Genomic DNA, 20,152 nt, shown 5'->3' with positions numbered 1-20,152 from the left:
ATGAAACAGGACGAGTTGTTAATTGAGCATATGAGTATCACGCACGCAACGTTATCGGTAACGAGTGAGTTTAACGCGGATGAACAAATAGCCTATGCGCTAGACGCGGCTTTTTGTATGACGCTCACGAATCAAGATAAAACCATCAGCATTGAAAACGTGACTGTCCTCTATGATTGGCGCGATGTGTTTAAGCACACCTGCTTGGATGACAAACACGCAAAGATATGGGGCTATCTACTCGCATATAAGGATATTGAGGATTACCGGTTCAACCGAGACGTTTACGATGCGTTATTGAAAAAAGAAATGGGCATCCCCGATGAGATGGCGTTTGCATTTTATAACACCGTCAAAGAGGCATTGAAAGAACCCGATTATTATTTTCGGTTAAAAGTACGGGAATTTGCACGACCCTTTTTTGAAACATTAATGAAATCCGTTTCTCAGTAGAGGAGAAATCACGATGAGTTGTAACAGTCAAAATAAAATCATTTTAAAGCATTTGCAGAAACGGCCCATTACGGCCAGAGAGGCGATGCTGCATTATGGCATTTATCGTTTGGCTGCTCGGATTAAAGATTTGCGTGACGGAGGTTACAGCATCCGAACTACAAAAGAGAGCTACACAAACAAAATGGGACGTACTGTTTGGTATGCGCGCTATGAATTGATTGAAGTAAAAACTTGTGCGCAATGAAAATAATTTTAAGCCTTGGGGCGTTGTCTAGCGATGGTGCCCCAGCTAACTAGCATGAGGAGAACTTAAAATGAACCTGAACAATGAAGCAAGAGGCTTTCGAAATAACAACCCTGGCAATATCCGTCACGGTGAACCCTGGCTGGGATTAGCAGAAGACCAAACCGACCCTGACTTTTGCCAGTTTGTGTCGGTGGAGTATGGCATACGGGCTATTTTTAAGATTCTGGAAATCTATCGAGAAAAATATCATTTAACGACTATTGATGACATCATTTCACGCTGGGCGCCTCCTACCGAAAATGATACGCGGTCTTATATTGATACTATCTATCGTTATATGCGATGGGTTCAGGGTGTTGCTATACCACGCGCACAATTTCCACGATTGATTGACGCTATCCTGCATCAGGAAAATAGTGTGCAGCCATTTAATATCGATTTTATCAACCGTTGTAAGGATGCTGAGTGATGGAAACGCCTGCTAACACTGCATTCCTATCAAATAGTGAGTTGGTTTGCGAAGAAGCCCTTAAGCAATGGCTTGGTATTAAGCAACGCGGAGCGCTTAGAAGATGCTTGCAGAAAAAAGGCATTCGTTTTTTTGAGGTGACTGGCAAAAAAATTTGTACGACAGCGACAGCTATCAATGCCGCACTGGAAGATAATCTAAATTTTGACGTAGATTTTGAACATGGGGCGTAATCGTAAAAAGAAAAATCAGCAACTACCAAAATATGTGTATTTGTCGAAAGGAAGGTATGTGTATAAGACCTATTTGGGTAATGGACAATTTGGCAAAGAAATCGTGCTGGCTAAAGGAGACGCCCCATTATCGAAAGTTCATCAGGAGTATGAAAGATTGCTTGGGAGAACCTCTAATACTCTATACTGGTTAGTGAATAAATTTTTAGATAGCAAACAATTTAAAGAAAAAAGGAAGAACACGCAGATCGCGTATGAAAAGTATGCGAGAACACTTTTAAAGACTAAGCTAAGCAATGGTAAATTATTTGGCGATGTAGATATTTCGCGTATTACCCAAAAAGTAATACGAAAATACCTTGATAGTCGATCTAGAAAAAAAGTTTATGCAAATCGCCATGTGCAGTTTTTAAAGGCAGTCTTTAATTGGGGCCGCGAACGATTTGATGATGTTACGGACAACCCTTGCCAGGGCGTTAAGCTTTACAGGGAAAAACCTCGGCAGCGTTACATAGAAGACCAGGAATACGAATTGGTATTGAATCTGGCTACGGGTTATATTCCACTTTTTATGGAGTTGTCGTATTTATGTCGGGCAAGGCGAACAGAGATCATCCATATGTTGGACTTTGGATAAATTTATAAAAATAATTAAAAATTGCTTGACATAGAAACCGAAAAAAAATTTTACGTTGTAAACAACGTTTGTTCGAAAAAATAAAATAAGGAACAAACGATGTTAGCGACAGAAAAACTAAAACAATTCCGTACATTCCTCTACAACATCTTCCCCGCGCGACGCGATGCCAATATGAATTTACTCGATGCCCTTTCAAGCCATGGCCATCGCTGCAAAACACCCATAGAATTATGTGAATCGCCATACTTTGAACGTGAATACAGTAGTATTACCGATGCGATTAGCGATGGTTTGTCGGTAGCAAATTGTTGGGATAGCATGATGAAAATACAATATGAACATGTGAGTCATAGCGATGACCGTGTGATCATTATTGCGGATACGACACCACAGTCGCGTCAAAGTGCACACTGTGTTGAAGATCGCCATGTGGTTTACAGCCCTAATCCAGCACCGGGTAACAAACCGATTACCATTGGACATGAATATTCAACGGTATCACTATTGCCCAATGATGGTGCAGCTCAAGAAAAGCATTGGTTAGTTCCACTGGATACGAGGCGCGTTAAAAGCGATGAAAAAGGCAATGTAGTTGGGATGCAGCAAATTAACCGTTGTATTGCAGACTTAGCGCTTACTCATAAATTGGTGGTTAGCGTGGCTGATTCAAAATATGGTACAGAAGCTTGCCGTAAACTGGTTAGCGAAAATCCCAATTGGGTACATCTTTTCCGTTTTAACAGTACCCGTAATGTTTTCGCGCCCGCATCAATAGAAGATAATACCTCAGGAAGTATAAAACGCTATGGTGATGCGATGAAACTAAACGACAGCACGACTCACCGTGAATCCGATGAGATTGTGCAGCAACCCATTACAACCCGCAGTGGCAAAACTTACCAATTGGAGATTAAAATATGGCGTGACCAATTACTGCGTGGTTCAAAGCAATTTAAAGGATATGAGCATCCTGTTACTGTTGTGCAATTGGTTGCGGTTGATGCTAACGGTAAATCTTTATATAAAAATCCACTCTGGTTAGGACTCGCTGGTGAACGACGTAATGAAATCACAGCATTAGAAGCCTATCACTATTACGATAGACGCTATGACATTGAACACTACTTTCGTTTTGGTAAAGACAAACTGTTATTTGACCGATACCAAACACCGGATGTTAAGCACGAAGAAGATTGGTGGCGGATGACAGCATTAGCGTATACGCAACTTTATCTAGCGAGGAATCTTGCCCCGATTTTACCGAAAAAATGGGAGCGGTATTTGCCGAGCTTCCAAGTGGATAACGAAAAACCATCAATAACTGCGACCCCTTCACAAACGCAACGGGGTTTTTCTACGGTGCTTGATACCGTTGGCACGCCTGCTAATCTCTGCAAACCACGCGGTAATCCGCAAGGCAGAACCAAAGGTGATACGCAGGGGAAACGCACGCGACATCCTGCTATTTTCAAAAATAGCAACTCAAAAATTAAAACGATTCAGAGGACTGAAGAAAAGACGCAAAACTCAGACCCTGAAAAAATAGAGGATTTGATTGGGATAGTAAAATCATGGTTGGATAAAATAAATTTTACACCTGAGAAATTCTACGAATTGCTGCAAAAAACAGCTTAAGATTTAGAAACTCACATTTTTTGATTATTGTCCTAACTGGCAAGGGATTTTATTTATCCAAAGTCCAATATACCACTAACGCTATTGAATCACTGAACATGAGTATCCGAAAAGTTATTAAAAATAAACGAGTTTTTCCGTCGGACGATGCCGCTTTAAAACAACTCTATTTAGGGTTAAAAAATATAGCCAAAAAATGGACCATGCCGATTCGAGACTGGGGTGCCGCCATGAATCGTTTTGCCCTTATGTTTGAAGATCGCCTGGCGGATTTTGTATAAAACTTAAAATTCATAAGAGAGGAAATTAATTTGAACGCAATGTAGTTTTTGATAAAATTAAAAAATCAGTTAACACAATGGCTGATTCATAATTCTGACTGACGCGATTTACACAAACTAATAAACAGTCCCGATGGATTTCCTATTGGTTAATGTTTCAAATAACCACTTCGTTTCAAAAAGTGGTGCTAGGTGTTGAAACCTCGCCAATAGTCGAGTAGCAGGCGTTACCGCTTTGCCGCACCTAGCACCAAACGCTAGGCATAAAAATATCCGCTGATCTGACGGGGCGGATATTCCGCTATTGGTTAGTGGTTTCAAACACTCTCCATCACGATACTCCAAGCCATGTCGTTTTGTCAATAAAAACAAAGTAATTTTTGGAGACTGCCTTTGCCTAAGCATCACGAATCTCAATGAATCTTTCATGGTTGTCTCCTTATCATTAAATTGGTTACAGTATTCGTTTTTTATCAGCATCATTGATGCCGTTATCTTTGTGCCCATGCATACACACTTCTTTATGCCGCTGTAATACCACCCCTGCATACGTCACCTTGCGTTCTATGTCGAAGTATGTGTCGTAATCTTTTGCGGACAGCGCAATGCGTTTTGGTCTAACGCCCGAATCACTTTCAAACCGTGCAATATAGCGATCTAGCATTGCTTTCATATTCTTAAGTGGGTCACGCTTTGGCATGTTGTTTTCCTCTATATATATTGTTGCAACGTAATGCCGCGATATGTTGTTTTTCCGGTTGTGTTAACGTACGAAGCGTAATCGCGCATGTGCAGCAATAATTCCCTGGGATAGTCACCACTCATGCGGTCAATCGCATGAATACTGTCATCCAGCATGTTTTTTATATCGCCCAGCGCAATCGTGGTTTTCTTTGAATCATGCACTGTTGCTTCGCTCGTAATCTGTCGCAACCGTTTGTAATAAGGGGCCGCCATATTCATTGCAGCGCATTGACCCAGCGGATAGAGAGAGATAATCACTTTGCGCGTTTTTGCACCCTCTGTGTATGTAAAATAAAAATCTGCATGACCCTCGTGCTTTACATATTCGGTGTAATCACTGGGGTGGATTTTTAAATACGTTTTCTCTACATCGGGATAAGCCGTGCGCTCGTATTCCAGTCTGCTATGAATGCGGTCAATGATGTTTTTTAGTGTTGCTGGCATGATTACTCCTTTTCACTCACCAGTGCAGTGAGATACTTCGCCACCTCAAAATGACCATTTCGAGCAGCCAATCTCAGCGCATAATCATCATCGGCATGAATATCAGCGCCGTTCTCGACGAGATATTTCACCACGTCGATATTGCCGTTTTCAGCAGCCCATTCCAGCGCGCAATCATCATCGGCATGAATATCAGCACCGTTCTCGACGAGATATTTCACGACATCGAGATGACCGATTGCAGCAGCCCATGCCAGCGCACAATCATCCCAAGCATGAATATCAGCACCGTTCTCGACGAGATATTTCACAACGTCGAGATAGCCGTTTTCAGCAGCCCATCTCAGCGCATAATCATCGTAAGCATGAATATCAGAGCCGTTATCAACGAGATACTTCACCACGTCGAGATGACCGCTATAGGCAGCCAATCTCAGCGCATAATCATCATCGGCATGAATATCAGCACCGTTCTCAATGAGAGATTTCACATATTCGAGGTGGCCACGCTTAGCGGCGCCTGTTAGAGCTGCATTTTTATTTTCGGTTGTGTTTTCCATATTCCTGTTCCTTATTCCTATTGTTCAATTCCTAGACACTACAGCTCTGCGCTGTCGTAGTCTTCCCAGTAATCGTCAGGGTGTTCGGTAGAGTCGTGTGTTAAGCTGGTCATTTTCCTGTCAAGTTCCATGTTTGGGGTTCCTGTTTCGTAAACTTTAGTAAAATTGTAAATATACTTTCAAAAAAAATCAATTAAATTTACATTTTGCGTAAGATTTTTTTCTTTGCTAAGAATGAGTGGTATTTTTTAAGAGATTTTGTTTGTGAACTAGATGATTAAGATATACCATGGCAGGCTCATGTGACTGAATGATTGGGAAAAATGTATTCAGTATACAAAAATCAATTAAGCAGACAAAAAGTGAGCTGAACCCATTGCTCAAAAAACAAACAAAAAGGAAAATATATGAAAAAGGTACTTATAATACTTGTAACCGCAACTTTACTAAGCGTCAATGCCGCTGTATTTGCTGATGTATACGTGCATGGCTATACGCGATCTAATGGAACTTATGTTGCGCCACATTATCGTAGTAATCCCGATGGTGATAGTTATGATAACTATTCAAGCAAAGGGAATGTAAACCCCTATACTGGAGAAGAAGGTCATAGAACACCAGGATATGATGAGGGGGAAAGAGGAAGCTTACACTCCCGCAGTTATTCTGATAATTTTGGTAATAACAATACCGGAGAAGATGGATTTTAAAAATATTTTATTGACGACTTTAAATTAAGGTCCGGAACATCTTGGGGTAGGGTGAACCGGCTCTTAAAAAATATCCTAAATGTGCTACGATGCGAGCCATGGAGAGGCGAAGCCGATGGCGAGTATTCCGCGGCAGCCGCCGATTTTTGACAGAGCGGAGTGCCGAAGGAACGGAGTTCCGTAGGCAGCGTAGCGAGTGGCAAAAATCTTTAGGCGGCGTCGAGTCAGGTATGCTGGTTTTCTTGAACACTAGCAGTAATATTTAACTCTATTAGTGTGCTTGCGAGTCGATTTTTTCCAAGGAGGGTAAAAATCTATCACGCGCATAAGCGGCACGCCGGTTCACCAACAATCAATTAGGATATTTTACAAAGGATAGACTTTAATTCCTCTGTTTCAGTAGATATTTTTTCTAGCAATGAGTTAATACGATTTATTTTTTTGTTTATCTCTATTTCTAAAGATTGATTACCTTGAAATTCACCAAACATCTTTACAGGGTTATATTCGGGTATATATTTTTTTACATCGCTTCCGTATCTTAAATGATATGGATTTACGCCAAAAATTGCGCATGCACGCAAGAAAGGGTCTAATGATATTTTTTGAACTTTTTCGTCTTCCCACTGGGAAACGGCAACCCGACTAATGCCTATTTTTTTGGCCAAGCCCTCCTGATTGCCACAAGAGGTTGCCCGTAAGGATCGAAAACGTTTACCAAATTTCATAATATTGCCTCATATTGCCTCGCTGCTATTGTAAAAGATCTTACATTTTTTATCAGAAAGTATGCTTACCTATTGACTTTTATGCGAAAGCATACTTACAATTAGATGAATGAAATATTCAGCTTCGCATTTTCATAGGGTAGTTCAATATTTTGGGGGTATCTCTCCTACGGAAAAAGCACTAAATATAAAGCCTCAGGCGATACATCAATGGAAGAACATCCCACTTGGCCGTTCCTACCAAATTGAAAGTTTGACGAAAGGACAGTTTCGTGCTTAGGAGTTAACAGAAGATGGCTAGTAATATTTTAAGAGTTTTCTTACGTGGGTTTAGTAGAATCTCTTATGATAATGATAACCTCTGTCTACATTTGCGCAAAACAGCCCAATTCCACTTTGCAAGAAATATCCTACAAACATGCTCACATCTTACCGAAAACATGGGCAGGCAGCAATCTTATCTTATTTATGGTTTGAATCCCAGTAAGCGCGCCGGAATCTTGCTGTCTGGAGGGGTAAGAGCCTTTCCATTACGAGTTCGTCAGATTTTGAACAAAGCTCGAGCGCTACCACCAGCCCAGTCGCTAAGGCTTAAGCCCAACTATCGCGTCATTGGGCTTTGGGTAAGTTCGGCGGTGCGGGGTTTAGCTTTTCTAGTGCCGCGAGGCTTTTGCGGCTTCGGAGAGACGATATGAGAGATTGCCTTCTTGACCTCATGCCTCTAATGATATTTTTAATCGTAGCTGCCTCATTGAATCTTCTGTTTAAAACATTTGATAAGCCATCACCCGTTGAAAAAGCATGCATCTACCATGCGATTAATCACAGCTCAGGCTCAGTTGAATTAAAAAAGATGCTAGAAGTTTGCCAGGATGAAACATAGGGATACAACAGCGAGAGTTGACATTTTAGAGTTATCCGAAAACCTTGCAATTGTTTTTCTGTGCAGCGCACCGTTTTTTATCGCAGCCATCATGATTTGGGATGCGTCAAATGCGGATGAATTGAAAAAGAGGTTGGCCGTTTGTCGCAATAATGTTTAGGGAGAAGCCGAGTGAACATTTTATTAATTCTAGCCACCCAGTTCATCCTGATGGGTGTTTGGGTGGCGTTGTTGGATAAGGGTTGAATCATTATGGAATGGAAATTAAACAGTGAAGAAAAAGCGGCCTTGTACGGCAAACGAAGTGTGTACAAAGCCTTATATGCGTTTGGTATTCGACCCTACATGGATTTTAAAACAGGCATTGTAGGCGTTAAACGCAAGATTTCGTATCAGCAATTGTCGGAAGAAATTTATGAAGAGCCTCACCCAGGAGAAAAAACAAGCCGGTACGGTCGTCAGCAATTAAGACGGATGATAAAGCGTTTAGAGAAATGGGGTATTGTGAAAATTTTACAAGAAATTGATAGGGATCATCTTGTTTTGGTGTGCTGTTTAGCGTCTACGGATGAGTGTGTCCAGAAAAAAGCCGACACATTTTGTTCGGAAAAAGGCGACACATTGTGTTTTGATAAAAGTAATTCTGAAACAGCAGGTTGTGATATTTTTTCTGAAAAAGGCGACACGGGTAAAAATGCAAAAACCGACATACCTCCGGTATCCGGTAATATATTTAATACTAAAGGATTAAATAATAATAATGTCAAATTCGATGAAAGCTTACCTGTGGATAATTCTCATGAGGAGACAGAACAAAAACCACACGCACAATTAAACGCACAACCAAGCACCCAGAAGCAACGAAAATCTAATCCTGATGCTGCGGTCATCACAAGAATATTCGAGCACTGGAAAGCCATTATGAACCATCCCAGAGCAAAGCTGGATGACAAGCGCAAGCGTGATATTCGCAAAGGGTTAAAACTCAACTTCACTGAAGACGAATTAAAACAAGCGATCACGGGTTGTTCTAAATCGGCATTTCACATGGGCCAGAACGACCGCAATGAAGTGTATGACGGTTTAGGATTGATTTTTCGAAATGCTGACAAGATTGAAAACTTTATAGCGCAGGCAGACAAGCTTGTATTGAGCCACTTAGCAACAGGAGGTATGAAACATGGACTACAGCGAACCGAAAGCAATTACGAGCGCATTATGCGACAAGGTGTTGAGTTCTACGAGCGCAACGAACCGTTGTTCTGACACAATAGGCAAGAAGTCGCCCGGTACTTACGGGACGATAAAAACGGTGGAGCACATTTTTTTGAAATTTAGTTGCTTGTACGGACGCTCATGGACTTCGTTGCAATGTGGTGAAAAGGCGCAAGCGTTGTTAAAACAAACTTGGTTAGAGATTATTTCGAAGATGACATTTGAAGAAATCACATTAGCGATGATGTATTTGCAGTCGGACTGGAATAAAGCGCATACAGATTTTCCGCCGAATCCGTTACAGTTTCGCGGATTTCCGTTGCGCATGAAGGAGCGCAGCATACCTGCGATGGATGAATGTTATAACGCGGCGATTAAATGCGACTGGGATTTTCATCCGATTGTGTACCCAACAGCACACGCGTGTGATTTGTATTGGCTAAAAAAGCAAGCGAGCGCTTATGAGGGGCGAAAACGTTTTTCAGGCCACTACGAGTCACAAAAAGAAAAATATCTTCGTGGTGAGCGTTTATTGCAGCCTGAGATTAGGGCCGAACGACTCATCACTGGAGACAATAAAGCGAAGACAGAAAAAGAAAGCGATGAAAAGGATGTTAATTCTATGCAAATGGAGGTAAATAAAAAAGTGACGCAGCTTCAACATTCACCGGTGTATCAGCGATTTTCAGCAGCGGATGGATTGCGTGCAAAGTTGGCCATTGTGCGCAGTAAAGGTTCGACGCTGTCACAGAAAAATATGAACTGGTTGGACCGTGCGGACGATGGCGACGTTAGCGCAAAACAATGTGCGTGAGCAATGAGGGCAGCAATCAATGACAAAACAATTGACCCAGAAAAAAGCGAAGGTAGTGCAGAAAGCAAAGAAAGCGAAAAAAGCGACGCAGAAGACGATGGGGCGGCCGACGAAGTACAGCCCAGAAATGTGTGGCCTGGTGCTTGAATTCATGAGAGAGGGAAAATCGCTAGCTGAAGTTTCTTTGGACCTGAATATTGATTATTTAACACTGCATCGTTGGCAAGACCCAAGCTCAAAATATTATAAACCAGACTTTTGTAAGGCCATAAAAAAAGGGAAATGGTTTGCACAAGGTGCGTGGGAAAAAGCTGGACGGGAAGGTTTGGATAAAAAGGATTTCAATTGTGCGCTGTGGTACATGAACATGAAGAACCGCTTTGGCTGGCGTGATAAACAAGAAATCAAGCAAGACGTGAAGCAGACCATTGAGCTGAGTGGTATCGATGAGGAGATGCTGAATGACAGCAAAAAAGCCTACTGAGTTGCAATCGAAGCTGGATGCGCTGATGCGGTTTAAATGTGATTTGCTGGGAAGTTACAGCAAGTTTTTGCGCTATTTTTTTTATCAACGTCATGGTAAGTGCTTTGAATTTAGCGATCCTGAAGGGCGGGAATCGCACCACATTACGATTGCGAAAGCATTGACTCAGGTTTTTGATGGCAAAATCAAACGCCTGATTATCAATATTCCGCCACGTTATGGCAAAACAGAAATGGTGGTGAATTGGATGGCGTGGTGCTTAGCGCGCTACCCGGATTGTCAGTTTTTGTATGTATCGTATGGTGCGGATTTAGCGACGCGGTACACGGGAGAAGTAAAAGAGATCATTACGCATGAGAAATTTAAGCGATTATTTGGGGTGAAACTGCGTGACGATACTAAATCGAAATCTGATTTTAAAACGACGGCACAAGGTCGTGTGTTTGGTGTGGGTGCTGAGGGTGGGATTACTGGCACTGGGGCTGGCCTAAAAAACGTCAATCGCTTTGGTGGTGCTATTGTGATTGACGATATTATTAAACCGGGTGATGCGGCGAGTGAAACGATTCGAGAATCTGCGAATAAATGGTACATGAATACGTTAAGAAGCCGGTTAAATTCGATGGATACACCGATTGTGTTTATTGGTCAGCGCACGCATGAAGATGACTTGGCGGGACGATTATTGTCGGTTTCTGCTAAAACCGGACGCTCGCGCTTTGATGGTGAACACTGGGATCAAGTGGTTTTGCCGGCGTTAGATGAGCATTGCAACCCGCTGTGGCCGCAATTTCAATGCCGTTCGGTCTTGACGAACTTGCAAAAAACAGCGCCCTATGAATTTGCGGCGCAGTACCAACAAAACCCGCAGCCTGCTGGTGGTGGATTATTTAAATCCGAGTGGTTTTTGTGTTTGGAAGAAGAGCCGAAGATTGAAGCGGTGTTTATTACTGTTGACACGGCAGAAACGTCCAAGCATTACAATGATGCGACTGTGTTTAGTTTTTGGGGCGTGTATCGCGCGCCACAAGACAATACTGTGTTGTGTTTGCATTGGCTGGACTGTGAAGAGAATTGGTGGGAGCCGAAGGATTTACAAGCGGCGTTTTTAGATTTTTATACGCGCTGTCGCGCTGTTTGGAATCAAGTGTAGAACTCTCGACTTGATCTGACAGTTGAGATTTATCGGACATATTTTCTGTCCGATAGATCGGATTCTAATTACTCCTCTACCAGTTGCGTGTCGTGATTACTGTGCGCCTTATTCAATTCATCTGCCGACACGCTTGGAATAGTTTTACATAGTTTATCTAATTCTTTTTCTTGTGCCAAATGCTTTGCATCAAGAAAAGTTTGCATGGGTGTTTTTCCATAACAACGCTCGCCGGAATGGGGCCTGACCTCATTATATGTTTTGATCCACGCATCAACGTCTTGTTGTAATTCTTCTAGGGAACGATATATTTTTTTTCGAAAAGCAACATCATAAAATTCTTGTTTAATCGTTTTATGAAAACGTTCACAAATACCATTGGTCTGCGGAGAACGTGCGCGTGTTTTCGAATGGTCAATGTCTTCAACTGCTAAATAAAGTTGATAGGCGTGGTTCTCAATTTTTCCACAATATTCCGTCCCGCGATCCGTGAGCATACGCAGCAATCGGATACCTTGCTCATTAAACCATGGCAATACACGTTCATTTAATAAATGAGCTGCCGTCATCGCTGTTTTCTCCGTGTATAACTTCGCAAAAGCGATTCTGCTATAGGTATCGACAAAAGTCTGCTCATAAATACGGCCAACGCCCTTCATCGTGCCAACATACGATGCGCGCCATGGAGAGCGAAGCGAAGGCGCGTATTCCGCGGTAGGCTCGGATTTTTTGCCGAGCGTAAGCGACTGCAAAAAATCTTTACGAGCCGTCAAGTCATTTGAGAGCCCGTGCGTAGTCGAGCCGTGAGGTCGCGGAGCGCGGGCGACGAGGACGTCCGCGGCTATTTAAGTTGTCGCGTATTGCGAGTCGATTATTGACAGGGATGGCAATAATCTATCACGAGCATCGCGACACGCTTGATACGTATCCTGAGAACCTAAATAACCTGGGTGTTCTGTTTCAATCTCGCCGTGCGCTTCTTTTTCTCGTTTTGATTTTTCTAATGCTTGTCATTGTTCTTCCGTTAATAACATACCGTCTTGCGCCGATTTCGCTTCAAGCGCTTTTAGTCGCTTCTTAAAAGTCTCTAGATCATTACGTAGCCACACCGAACGAACTCCGCTGCTCGATACGATAATGCCTCGCGCCAGTAATTCATTGGCCGCACGTGCCTGACCTAACGCTGGGTTTTCAATAGCCAAAGCAATTACCGCTTCTTCTACATGTAACGGCACTCTATTTTTTTCATTCGGTTTCTTCTTACTCATATCATGGAGTGCTTCTTCGCCACCATTTTCATAAAGTGTTTTGAAACGGTAAAAACTGTCGCGTGAATAACCCATAACCTTGCAGGCTTGTGAAACATTTCCCAATTGTTTAGACAGCTCTAGTAAACCTAATTTGGGTTTGATAATCTTTTCGGATACACTGGTCATAATGACACTCCTCGTGTTGGTTGTTTAAGGTTGGTCAATTAAATTTTACTCTAACTGACCAGGAGTGTCAGATCAAGTCTGAAGGTTTACAAATTACAATTCTGGCAGCGGTTGTTATATCCATGTCATGGTGTTAATTTTGGGGGAAAGGTCACAAATACTGTTCGAAATAAAAAAATATTTTCCTATTTTTATCTTGGTCGATTGATTGTAATGCATGACATGATTAGAGATCTTGTTATTGATCGCCAAACGTTACAAGCAACGATTGACGCCGAGTTAGAAAGAAAATGGTAAAATTCGTGGGGATATATCAGCTCGCGAGGCCGGATCCTCACTAGACAGAATAACAGCAATAACGCAGTTACGATGACTGTTGACATACTCTCCTGGTGCAATTTATAAATATTTATCTACAGTAAACACTTTTTAAATATAGTCATTTCTCGCCGACCCAAACGAATTTATAACGATACTAAGAAGTAGAATCTTCCAATAACCTGAAAAAAATCTTTTGAATAGGTTGTGTATTTCCTGAGAAAGCCGCATGAATAGCTTTAATGTAATGATCAAAACCTTCAGGATTTTCTATTAAAAAGAATTTCGCATCGAAGGTTAAGCAGCTCTTTTTCCAAGGTTTTTGCTTGCTGATATTTTGAACATTTAGCGGAGAGAGAGGGATTACTCGGAGCCCCTCCTGCCTCCTCGCCCTTCGGGCCGCCGCAAGCGGCGTTCAAATTCGGCTATCCTGCCGAATTTGTCGAACCCAAACTATATGATATCGAGGGTTCTCATCCCTCTCCTAAAAACAAAAAACCGAGCAGCGCTCGGTTTTTCATTTTGGCGGAGAGAGAGGGATTCGAACCCTCGATGGGGTTCAACACCCCATACTCCCTTAGCAGGGGAGCGCCTTCGACCACTCGGCCATCTCTCCAAATAAATTGGTTTCCGCGTACTTCCTTGTACTCACACATGCATACTTCTCAATGCACCACTGCCCGACTTCCTTGTCGGGCGTTCGCCGGGCCGGAGCAGTGCTCCGGCCTAAATCCGGCTCACCCATCTCTCCAAATAAATTGGTTTTCACGTACTTCCTTGTACTCACACATGCATACTTCTCAATGCACCACTGCCCGACTTCCTTGTCGGGCGTTCGCCGGGCCGGAGCAGTGCTCCGGCCTAAATCCGGCTCACCCATCTCTCCAAATAAAAATTGGTTTCCCCGTACTTCCTTGTACTCACACATGCATACTTCTCAATGCACCACTGCCCGACTTCCTTGTCGGGCGTTCGCCGGGCCGGAGCAGTGCTCCGGCCTAAATCCGGCTCACCCATCTCTCCAAATAAAAATTGGTTTCCCCGTACTTCCTTGTACTCACACATGCATACTTCTCAATGCACCACTGCCCGACTTCCTTGTCGGGCGTTCCAGTTATCCCCTCATGAGGAGAGCATGATACCATCGGATCGATCGAAATGAAATTCCGAAACGCCTGAATTTGTAACAACGCAATTATTTTTTACTGAGCACTAATAACAAAGCCACCCAACAGTATTGAATGGCTTCGTGTGTCACTTGCAGTGATTTTATTCTAGCGTAGGGCCAATTGTTAATCTTCTGTGTTTCCCGTGCTTCCCGAATTAGTCGTATCTCCTGAACCCCCTATCATTAAATCACCAGATGAGTCCCAAGAACACATACTTGCATCGGTTGAAGAAATTTTAGCGCCCCCATTACCATCGCTCATTAACGTGTAAGTACAGCTAGTCGTTGAGTTAGAGCTCACTTCCACAGTAATTTTATCGGCTTCACTACCTTCTGCACACGGCAGCAATAACTCATACTGCCCAGACATGCCAGGTTCTAGTCGTGCTGGAAAACTCGCGACTTTAGTATGCATACTCAGAGCCTTTGCAGAAAAACTAAATGTTTTTTTATCCGATGACTGATTCTTAATAGCACCTAACTGTGTGCAAGCTCGTCCTTGTAGGACAGCTTGTGTACCACTTGAACTATTTGAATCATTTGAAGCTTGACTAAAGTTGTTACGAACTCGTCCATTTTTAAAAGCGAACGCATAACCTACAGCAGCAATAATTAGAACGACGAGTAAAACCCGCACGAATTTTGACATAACGATCTCCTTATCAAGGTGTATCCTAAAAAACACTCCTATTTTGATAAGTCAACAACGGTTTGTCAATTCACCAGACAACCTGAAGCCTTGCGCAGTTTTTTGAACAATTAGTGAAGCTTAATAAAAAATTGTTGATTATTCTTCTTCGGAACCTGGATTGGATGATTCGGTAGTCTCTCCACCTTCGGCTTGATCACGCTTTTCTTTTTGAATGCGCTCGTAAATTTCTTCACGGTGGACGGATACTTCTTTAGGCGCATCTATCCCTAACCGAACTTGGTTACCCTTGACCCCCAAGACGGTTACCTTTACGTCATCTCCAATGATCACAGATTCACTTATACGTCGTGTTAAAATTAACATCTTCCTCTCCTTTTCTAAGGAGTCCTTTACCTATCAGCCATAGAGCTAGCTATGATCTCCATACTTTAATTTTAGTGCATAACACCCTTTCAGCCTGGAGTTTACTCCTGAAGCCTCAATAAGATCTTAAATAATAAGGGTTTCTGGTTAGATTGCAAGCAAAATAATGCTTAAAAGTTTATTTAATCTTTTAAGCATTATTTTGGCCTTTGATCGAGCCCGAACGCAGTATGAAGCGAACGGGCACCGAGTTCAAGGTATTTCTCATCAATCACCGCTGAGATTTTGATTTCAGTGGCTGTAATGAGATGGATGTGGATACCTTCCTGCCCTAGAGCACTAAACATCATGGAGGCAACACCGGCATGTGAGCGCATACCAACGCCAACGAGCGAAATCTTGGCGACATCATCACTACCTAACACACGACGCGCCCCAAGTTCATCGGCTACTCGTTTGATGATTGAATGAGCTTGCGGATAGTTATCACGATGTATCGTAAAACTAAAATCAATATTCGTGTCGGAAGTTGGAACGTTTTGCACAATCATATCGACATCAATATCGGCTTTTGAAATTGCACCTAAAATGTAGCTGGCTAAACCAGGACGCTCAGGAATACCTTGGAGCGTTAATTTTGCTTGATGACGATCGAAGGCAATACCTGATACCAATGCTTGCTCAATGGATTCTCCTTCAAACGTAATTAATGTACCTGGACCCTTACGGAGACTCGACATCACACGCACCGGAACTTTATATTTGCCCGCAAATTCCAAACAGCGATTTTGCAACACCTTTGCACCCAAGCTTGCCATTTCCATCATTTCATCAAATGTGATGCGTTCTAATCGACGAGCCGTGGGTACAATTTTGGGATCTGTTGTATAAACACCATCAACATCGGTGTAAATTTGGCATTCATCGGCTTGCAATGCAGCCGCTAATGCAACTGCCGTAATATCAGAACCACCGCGACCCAATGTCGTGATGTGACCAGTATCACTAATGCCTTGAAAGCCTGCGATGACAGGAATGCGACCGGCACGAAGGTCTGCACGCAAAGTTTCAGGGTCAATGTCGATGATGCGTGCCTTTTTATGCTGCGACGTGGTCATGATACCGACTTGTGCTGCCGTGTAAGATTGCGCAGGACATTGGAGTGCTTCCAACGCCATACTCAACAACGCCGCCGAAATTTGTTCGCCGGTGGAAACAAGTGCATCATATTCACGAGCATTTGATTGTGAAATTGATTGGGCTAGTGCAATCAGGCGATCAGTTTCACCATACATCGCTGAAACAACTGCGACCACATCGTGACCTTGTTGGCGTGTATCAGCAACGATGCGAGCAACATTTTGTATGTGCTCAAGGGTGGCAACCGAACTTCCACCGAATTTCTGAACAATGAGAGTCACTTAATTCTCCATGAAGTGGTGTTTTTAACACACTACTTCTTTGCTGCCAGCTTTTTCTCAACCCAAGGCACCACAGACTTCAATGCTTCTGATAAAGATTGTGGCGCATCACCGCCGCCTTGCGCTAAATCTGGCCGACCGCCTCCTTTTCCGCCCACTTGTAGAGCCACTTGATTGAGCAAGTCAACGGCATTGATACATGAAGTAAAGTCTTTAGTTACTCCAGCGACCATCTGAATTTTATCTTCTTTTACTGAGGCCAAGACAATCGCGGCTGAGCCTAGCTCTTGTTTTAATTGGTCCAAGGTATTACGCAATGTGTCTCGATCCACAGTCCGCAGTCGCACTGCCAAGACCTTCAGGCCACCGACATCAACAGCCTCTTCCAGCAATTTTGCTGTTTGCTGATTGGCAATTTGTTGCTTAAGCTTAACTAACTCTTTTTCTAAGGTGCGGTGCTCTTCTAACAATTGATTGAGCTTATTAAACACATTATTAGGATTGGTTTTTAATAAGTCACTCATTTGGCGTAGGCGCTCTTCTTGTGCTTCCACATATAATATAGCAGCCTTGCCGGTCACTGCTTCGATTCGACGAACGCCGGAAGCACATGCCGACTCAGAGACGATTTTAAATAAGCCAATTTTGCCAGTGTACTCCACATGAGTGCCGCCACAAATTTCTAGCGAAAAATCACCCATCTCAAGCATTCGCACCTGTTTGCCATATCGCTCACCAAAAAGAGCAAGCGCGCCTTTTTTCTTGGCTTCATCCGGCGTCATTTCGGTCACGGTTGATTTTAAATTCGCACGGATTTGCTGGTTAACCAAGCGTTCAATCGCTTGTATTTCTTGCAAAGTTACAGGGCGGGGATGAGAAAAATCAAATCGCAAACGCTTAGCCTCTACCAGCGATCCTTTTTGCATGACATGCTCACCTAAAACACGGCGCAACGCTTCATGCAATAAATGTGTGGCCGAGTGATTAAGCATAACAGCCTCACGGCTTGTATCGACTTCGGCACGAACTGCTTCTTTTGTGCGTAGCTGCCCTTTTACCACCTCACCAAAATGCAAATAAACATTGCCTTGTTTTTTCGTGTCTTTGACACGGAAACTGCCGCTCTCGAAATATAAATAACCGGAATCACCCACCTGACCACCCGACTCCGCGTAAAACGGAGTACGGTCTAATACGACAACACCTTTTTCACCCGTTTTCAAAATAGTGATCGGTTGATTGTTTTGTAGTAATGTTGTGATGGTAGCTTCTGCAGATAACTGTTCGTAACCAACAAATTGGGTTTCACCCCCAATGTGAACTTTTTGTGTTTGATCTACAGTAAACTGTTGTGCTTGCAAGGATTGCTCACGCTGATGCTCCATTGCTGCATTGAAGCCGGCGTAATCCATAGTTAAGTGTCGTTCTTTCGCGATGTCGGCTGTCAGATCAGGGGGAAATCCATACGTGTCATATAATTGAAAAATGATAGCACCCGGGATTTCGCGCTTTTGCAGCTCTGAAATTTCTTGATCTAATATCTTAAGGCCTTTTGCTAACGTTTTGGAAAATTGTATTTCTTCTTGCTGGATAACTTGCTCAATTAACGATTGCGCTTTAATTAATTCCGGATAGGCATCCCCCATCACTTCAACCAAGGCACCAGTAAGCTTATAAAAGAACGGATCAGTTTGTCCCAAACGATAACCATGACGAACTGCACGACGGATCACGCGACGCAATACGTACCCACGCCCTTCATTAGAGGGTATCACGCCATGGGCAATTAAAAAGCTAGACGCGCGAATATGATCGACTATCACTCGCATCGATGTGTCATGAAAATCTTTGCAATCTACTAAGTTAGACAATGCTCTTAATAAATATTGGAAGAGATCTATATCATAGTTATCGTGCACACCTTGCATCACCGCAGCAATTCGCTCTAATCCCATGCCGGTATCCACTGAACGTTGCGGCAACGAATGGAGCTTCCCATTGATGTCGCGATCGTATTGCATAAATACGATATTCCATATTTCAACATAGCGATCGCCGTCTGCATCGGGACTACCCGGAGGGCCACCCTGAATTTTAGGCCCATGATCATAAAAAATTTCAGTGCAAGGACCGCAAGGTCCGGTATCCCCCATTTGCCAAAAATTATCTTTTTCACCACAGCGCGAAAAATGTTTGGGATCCACTTTTATTTCTTTCAACCAAATCTCTTCGCTTTCTTTGTCATCACGAAAGACGGTGATCCACAAGCGATCTTGCGGAATGCCAAGCTCTTCCGTTAAAAATTTCCATGCAAATTCAATTGCTTCGCGTTTGAAATAATCACCAAAGCTAAAATTCCCTAGCATTTCAAAAAAGGTGTGATGGCGTGCGGTGTAACCGACATTTTCTAAGTCGTTGTGCTTGCCCCCTGCACGCATGCAGCGTTGCACCGAAGTTGCGCGAGTGTAAGAGCGTTTTTCAACACCCAACAATACATCTTTGAATTGAACCATGCCTGCATTCGTGAATAATAACGTGGGGTCGTTCGCAGGTACGAGCGAACTACTAGGCACAATTTCATGGTTAAGTGACTTAAAGTATTTTATAAATAATTTTCGTAATTCATTGCTGTTCATTGATTTTAACATACTTAGTATTCTATCTTATGCTGTTTTTGCAATAGCTTATGAATCTGTCCTGGATCAAAGCCTCGCTGGGTCAAAAAACGCAATTCTTTGGTATAGGCTTTTGCATTCAAGACCGGTTCTGCATCATACTTTCTTTGCCAGACAGACAACAACACCTGCCACCAAAATTCCTCATCCTGGTGCAAATATCTGTCAATCAGTGAATCAGAAATGCCGCGCTGTTGCAATTCCATTTTAACGCGTCGAGGCCCAAAACCCGCCTCAACGCGCATCCTGACATAGGCCTCTGTATACCGCTCATCGCTCTGAAGACCTTCCCGAGCCAGTTGAGCCAATAAGGTATCAACTTCATCAGCGACAAAGCCCTTCACGATTAATTTTTGCTTGAGCTCGAGCCATGAATGCTCCCGCCTTGCTAGTAAGTTAATCGCACGTTCCCGTAATTTCATT

The 20,152-nt window shown here is 42.9% G+C and carries 21 protein-coding genes, 1 tRNA gene, 1 other RNA gene and 3 pseudogenes; 13 read left to right on the top strand and 13 right to left on the bottom strand.

Features of this window, described 5'->3' with window-relative positions:
• The 7 genes and pseudogenes from ACJMKR_RS03985 to ACJMKR_RS03955 all read left to right on the top strand — a co-directional run.
• On the top strand, positions 1 to 453 hold the full coding sequence (locus tag ACJMKR_RS03985) for a hypothetical protein (RefSeq protein WP_423063872.1): 453 nt from the start codon (positions 1 to 3) through the stop codon (positions 451 to 453).
• A 13-nt stretch (positions 454 to 466) separates the two neighbouring features.
• A complete protein-coding gene (locus ACJMKR_RS03980) occupies positions 467 to 700 on the top strand; it encodes a helix-turn-helix domain-containing protein (protein WP_423063871.1) in 234 nt (77 codons plus the stop codon).
• Positions 701 to 770: 70 nt separating this feature from the next.
• Complete coding sequence (locus tag ACJMKR_RS03975; protein ID WP_423063870.1) at positions 771 to 1,172, top strand: hypothetical protein; 402 nt, start codon at positions 771 to 773, stop codon at positions 1,170 to 1,172.
• The gene (locus tag ACJMKR_RS03970) at positions 1,172 to 1,405 is read left to right on the top strand and encodes a hypothetical protein (protein ID WP_423063869.1); all 234 of its coding nucleotides are present in this window, start codon (positions 1,172 to 1,174) and stop codon (positions 1,403 to 1,405) included. The genes ACJMKR_RS03975 and ACJMKR_RS03970 overlap by 1 nt, the downstream gene beginning before the upstream one ends.
• 58 nt (positions 1,406 to 1,463) lie before the next feature.
• Complete coding sequence (locus tag ACJMKR_RS03965; protein ID WP_423063868.1) at positions 1,464 to 2,042, top strand: hypothetical protein; 579 nt, start codon at positions 1,464 to 1,466, stop codon at positions 2,040 to 2,042.
• 99 nt (positions 2,043 to 2,141) lie between these two features.
• Entirely contained in the window at positions 2,142 to 3,680 is a 1,539-nt protein-coding gene (locus tag ACJMKR_RS03960) for a transposase (protein ID WP_423062300.1), read from the top strand.
• 53 nt (positions 3,681 to 3,733) lie between these two features.
• Positions 3,734 to 3,961, top strand: a pseudogene (locus ACJMKR_RS03955) (transposase); the annotation flags it as partial.
• A gap of 454 nt (positions 3,962 to 4,415) precedes the next feature.
• On the opposite strand, the gene ACJMKR_RS03950 reads toward ACJMKR_RS03955, so the two are convergent.
• The 3 genes from ACJMKR_RS03950 to ACJMKR_RS03940 are packed head-to-tail and all read right to left on the bottom strand — an operon-like array spanning position 4,416 to position 5,709.
• Positions 4,416 to 4,661: a hypothetical protein gene (locus ACJMKR_RS03950; RefSeq protein ID WP_423063867.1), complete on the bottom strand. Its 246-nt coding sequence runs from the start codon at positions 4,659 to 4,661 to the stop codon at positions 4,416 to 4,418.
• Positions 4,662 to 4,672: 11 nt separating this feature from the next.
• Entirely contained in the window at positions 4,673 to 5,149 is a 477-nt protein-coding gene (locus ACJMKR_RS03945) for a hypothetical protein (RefSeq protein ID WP_423063866.1), read from the bottom strand.
• Between the two features lie 2 nt (positions 5,150 to 5,151).
• The gene (locus tag ACJMKR_RS03940; RefSeq protein ID WP_423063865.1) at positions 5,152 to 5,709 is read right to left on the bottom strand and encodes an ankyrin repeat domain-containing protein; all 558 of its coding nucleotides are present in this window, start codon (positions 5,707 to 5,709) and stop codon (positions 5,152 to 5,154) included.
• Between the two features lie 407 nt (positions 5,710 to 6,116).
• Between ACJMKR_RS03940 and ACJMKR_RS03935 the strand changes: the two genes are divergently transcribed.
• Entirely contained in the window at positions 6,117 to 6,419 is a 303-nt protein-coding gene (locus tag ACJMKR_RS03935; protein ID WP_423063864.1) for a hypothetical protein, read from the top strand.
• Between the two features lie 356 nt (positions 6,420 to 6,775).
• Here ACJMKR_RS03935 and ACJMKR_RS03930 read toward each other — a convergent pair whose 3' ends face one another.
• Positions 6,776 to 7,147, bottom strand: coding sequence for a helix-turn-helix domain-containing protein (locus tag ACJMKR_RS03930; RefSeq protein WP_423063863.1), 372 nt, complete (start codon positions 7,145 to 7,147; stop codon positions 6,776 to 6,778).
• Positions 7,148 to 7,256: 109 nt separating this feature from the next.
• Here ACJMKR_RS03930 and ACJMKR_RS03925 point away from each other — a divergent pair, with 109 nt between their 5' ends.
• The 5 genes from ACJMKR_RS03925 (at position 7,257) to ACJMKR_RS03905 (ending at position 11,696) form a co-directional block, all read left to right on the top strand.
• Positions 7,257 to 7,427 (top strand): Cro/CI family transcriptional regulator, encoded by a 171-nt coding sequence (locus ACJMKR_RS03925; RefSeq protein ID WP_423063862.1) that lies wholly within the window; start codon positions 7,257 to 7,259, stop codon positions 7,425 to 7,427.
• Between the two features lie 855 nt (positions 7,428 to 8,282).
• Positions 8,283 to 9,296, top strand: coding sequence for a hypothetical protein (locus tag ACJMKR_RS03920; protein WP_423063861.1), 1,014 nt, complete (start codon positions 8,283 to 8,285; stop codon positions 9,294 to 9,296).
• A 46-nt stretch (positions 9,297 to 9,342) separates the two neighbouring features.
• Positions 9,343 to 10,059, top strand: coding sequence for a hypothetical protein (locus tag ACJMKR_RS03915; protein WP_423063756.1), 717 nt, complete (start codon positions 9,343 to 9,345; stop codon positions 10,057 to 10,059).
• Positions 10,060 to 10,078: 19 nt separating this feature from the next.
• Positions 10,079 to 10,543 carry a hypothetical protein gene (locus ACJMKR_RS03910; protein ID WP_423063755.1) on the top strand — a complete coding sequence of 155 codons (465 nt, stop codon included), beginning with the start codon at positions 10,079 to 10,081 and terminating at the stop codon, positions 10,541 to 10,543.
• Entirely contained in the window at positions 10,521 to 11,696 is a 1,176-nt protein-coding gene (locus tag ACJMKR_RS03905; protein ID WP_423063860.1) for a hypothetical protein, read from the top strand. The genes ACJMKR_RS03910 and ACJMKR_RS03905 overlap by 23 nt, the downstream gene beginning before the upstream one ends.
• Before the next feature lie 68 nt (positions 11,697 to 11,764).
• Here ACJMKR_RS03905 and ACJMKR_RS03900 read toward each other — a convergent pair.
• The 9 genes and pseudogenes from ACJMKR_RS03900 to ACJMKR_RS03860 all read right to left on the bottom strand — a co-directional run.
• Positions 11,765 to 12,367 (bottom strand): annotated as a pseudogene (locus tag ACJMKR_RS03900) (integrase core domain-containing protein); the annotation flags it as partial.
• A gap of 249 nt (positions 12,368 to 12,616) precedes the next feature.
• Positions 12,617 to 13,132, bottom strand: a pseudogene (locus ACJMKR_RS03895) (helix-turn-helix domain-containing protein); the annotation flags it as partial.
• 664 nt (positions 13,133 to 13,796) lie between these two features.
• Positions 13,797 to 13,948, bottom strand: a non-coding RNA gene (locus ACJMKR_RS03890) — RtT sRNA.
• Positions 13,949 to 13,973: 25 nt separating this feature from the next.
• Positions 13,974 to 14,066: transfer RNA gene (locus ACJMKR_RS03885), tRNA-Ser, on the bottom strand.
• Positions 14,067 to 14,742: 676 nt separating this feature from the next.
• Positions 14,743 to 15,267: a hypothetical protein gene (locus tag ACJMKR_RS03880; RefSeq protein WP_423063859.1), complete on the bottom strand. Its 525-nt coding sequence runs from the start codon at positions 15,265 to 15,267 to the stop codon at positions 14,743 to 14,745.
• A 138-nt stretch (positions 15,268 to 15,405) separates the two neighbouring features.
• Positions 15,406 to 15,633, bottom strand: a complete 228-nt coding sequence (gene csrA, locus ACJMKR_RS03875) for a carbon storage regulator CsrA (RefSeq protein WP_423063858.1) — start codon at positions 15,631 to 15,633, stop codon at positions 15,406 to 15,408.
• A gap of 197 nt (positions 15,634 to 15,830) precedes the next feature.
• Complete coding sequence (locus tag ACJMKR_RS03870) at positions 15,831 to 17,054, bottom strand: aspartate kinase (RefSeq protein ID WP_423063857.1); 1,224 nt, start codon at positions 17,052 to 17,054, stop codon at positions 15,831 to 15,833.
• A gap of 32 nt (positions 17,055 to 17,086) precedes the next feature.
• Positions 17,087 to 19,690, bottom strand: coding sequence for an alanine--tRNA ligase (gene alaS / locus ACJMKR_RS03865; protein ID WP_423063856.1), 2,604 nt, complete (start codon positions 19,688 to 19,690; stop codon positions 17,087 to 17,089).
• 14 nt (positions 19,691 to 19,704) lie between these two features.
• Positions 19,705 to 20,151: a regulatory protein RecX gene (locus ACJMKR_RS03860; protein WP_423063855.1), complete on the bottom strand. Its 447-nt coding sequence runs from the start codon at positions 20,149 to 20,151 to the stop codon at positions 19,705 to 19,707.
• Between the last annotated feature and the right edge of the window lies 1 nt (position 20,152).

Source organism: Candidiatus Paracoxiella cheracis, from assembly GCF_049348705.1.
Classification (GTDB): Bacteria; Pseudomonadota; Gammaproteobacteria; order Coxiellales; family Coxiellaceae; genus Paracoxiella; species Paracoxiella cheracis.
This window is presented reverse-complemented; position numbering and strand designations above follow the sequence as displayed.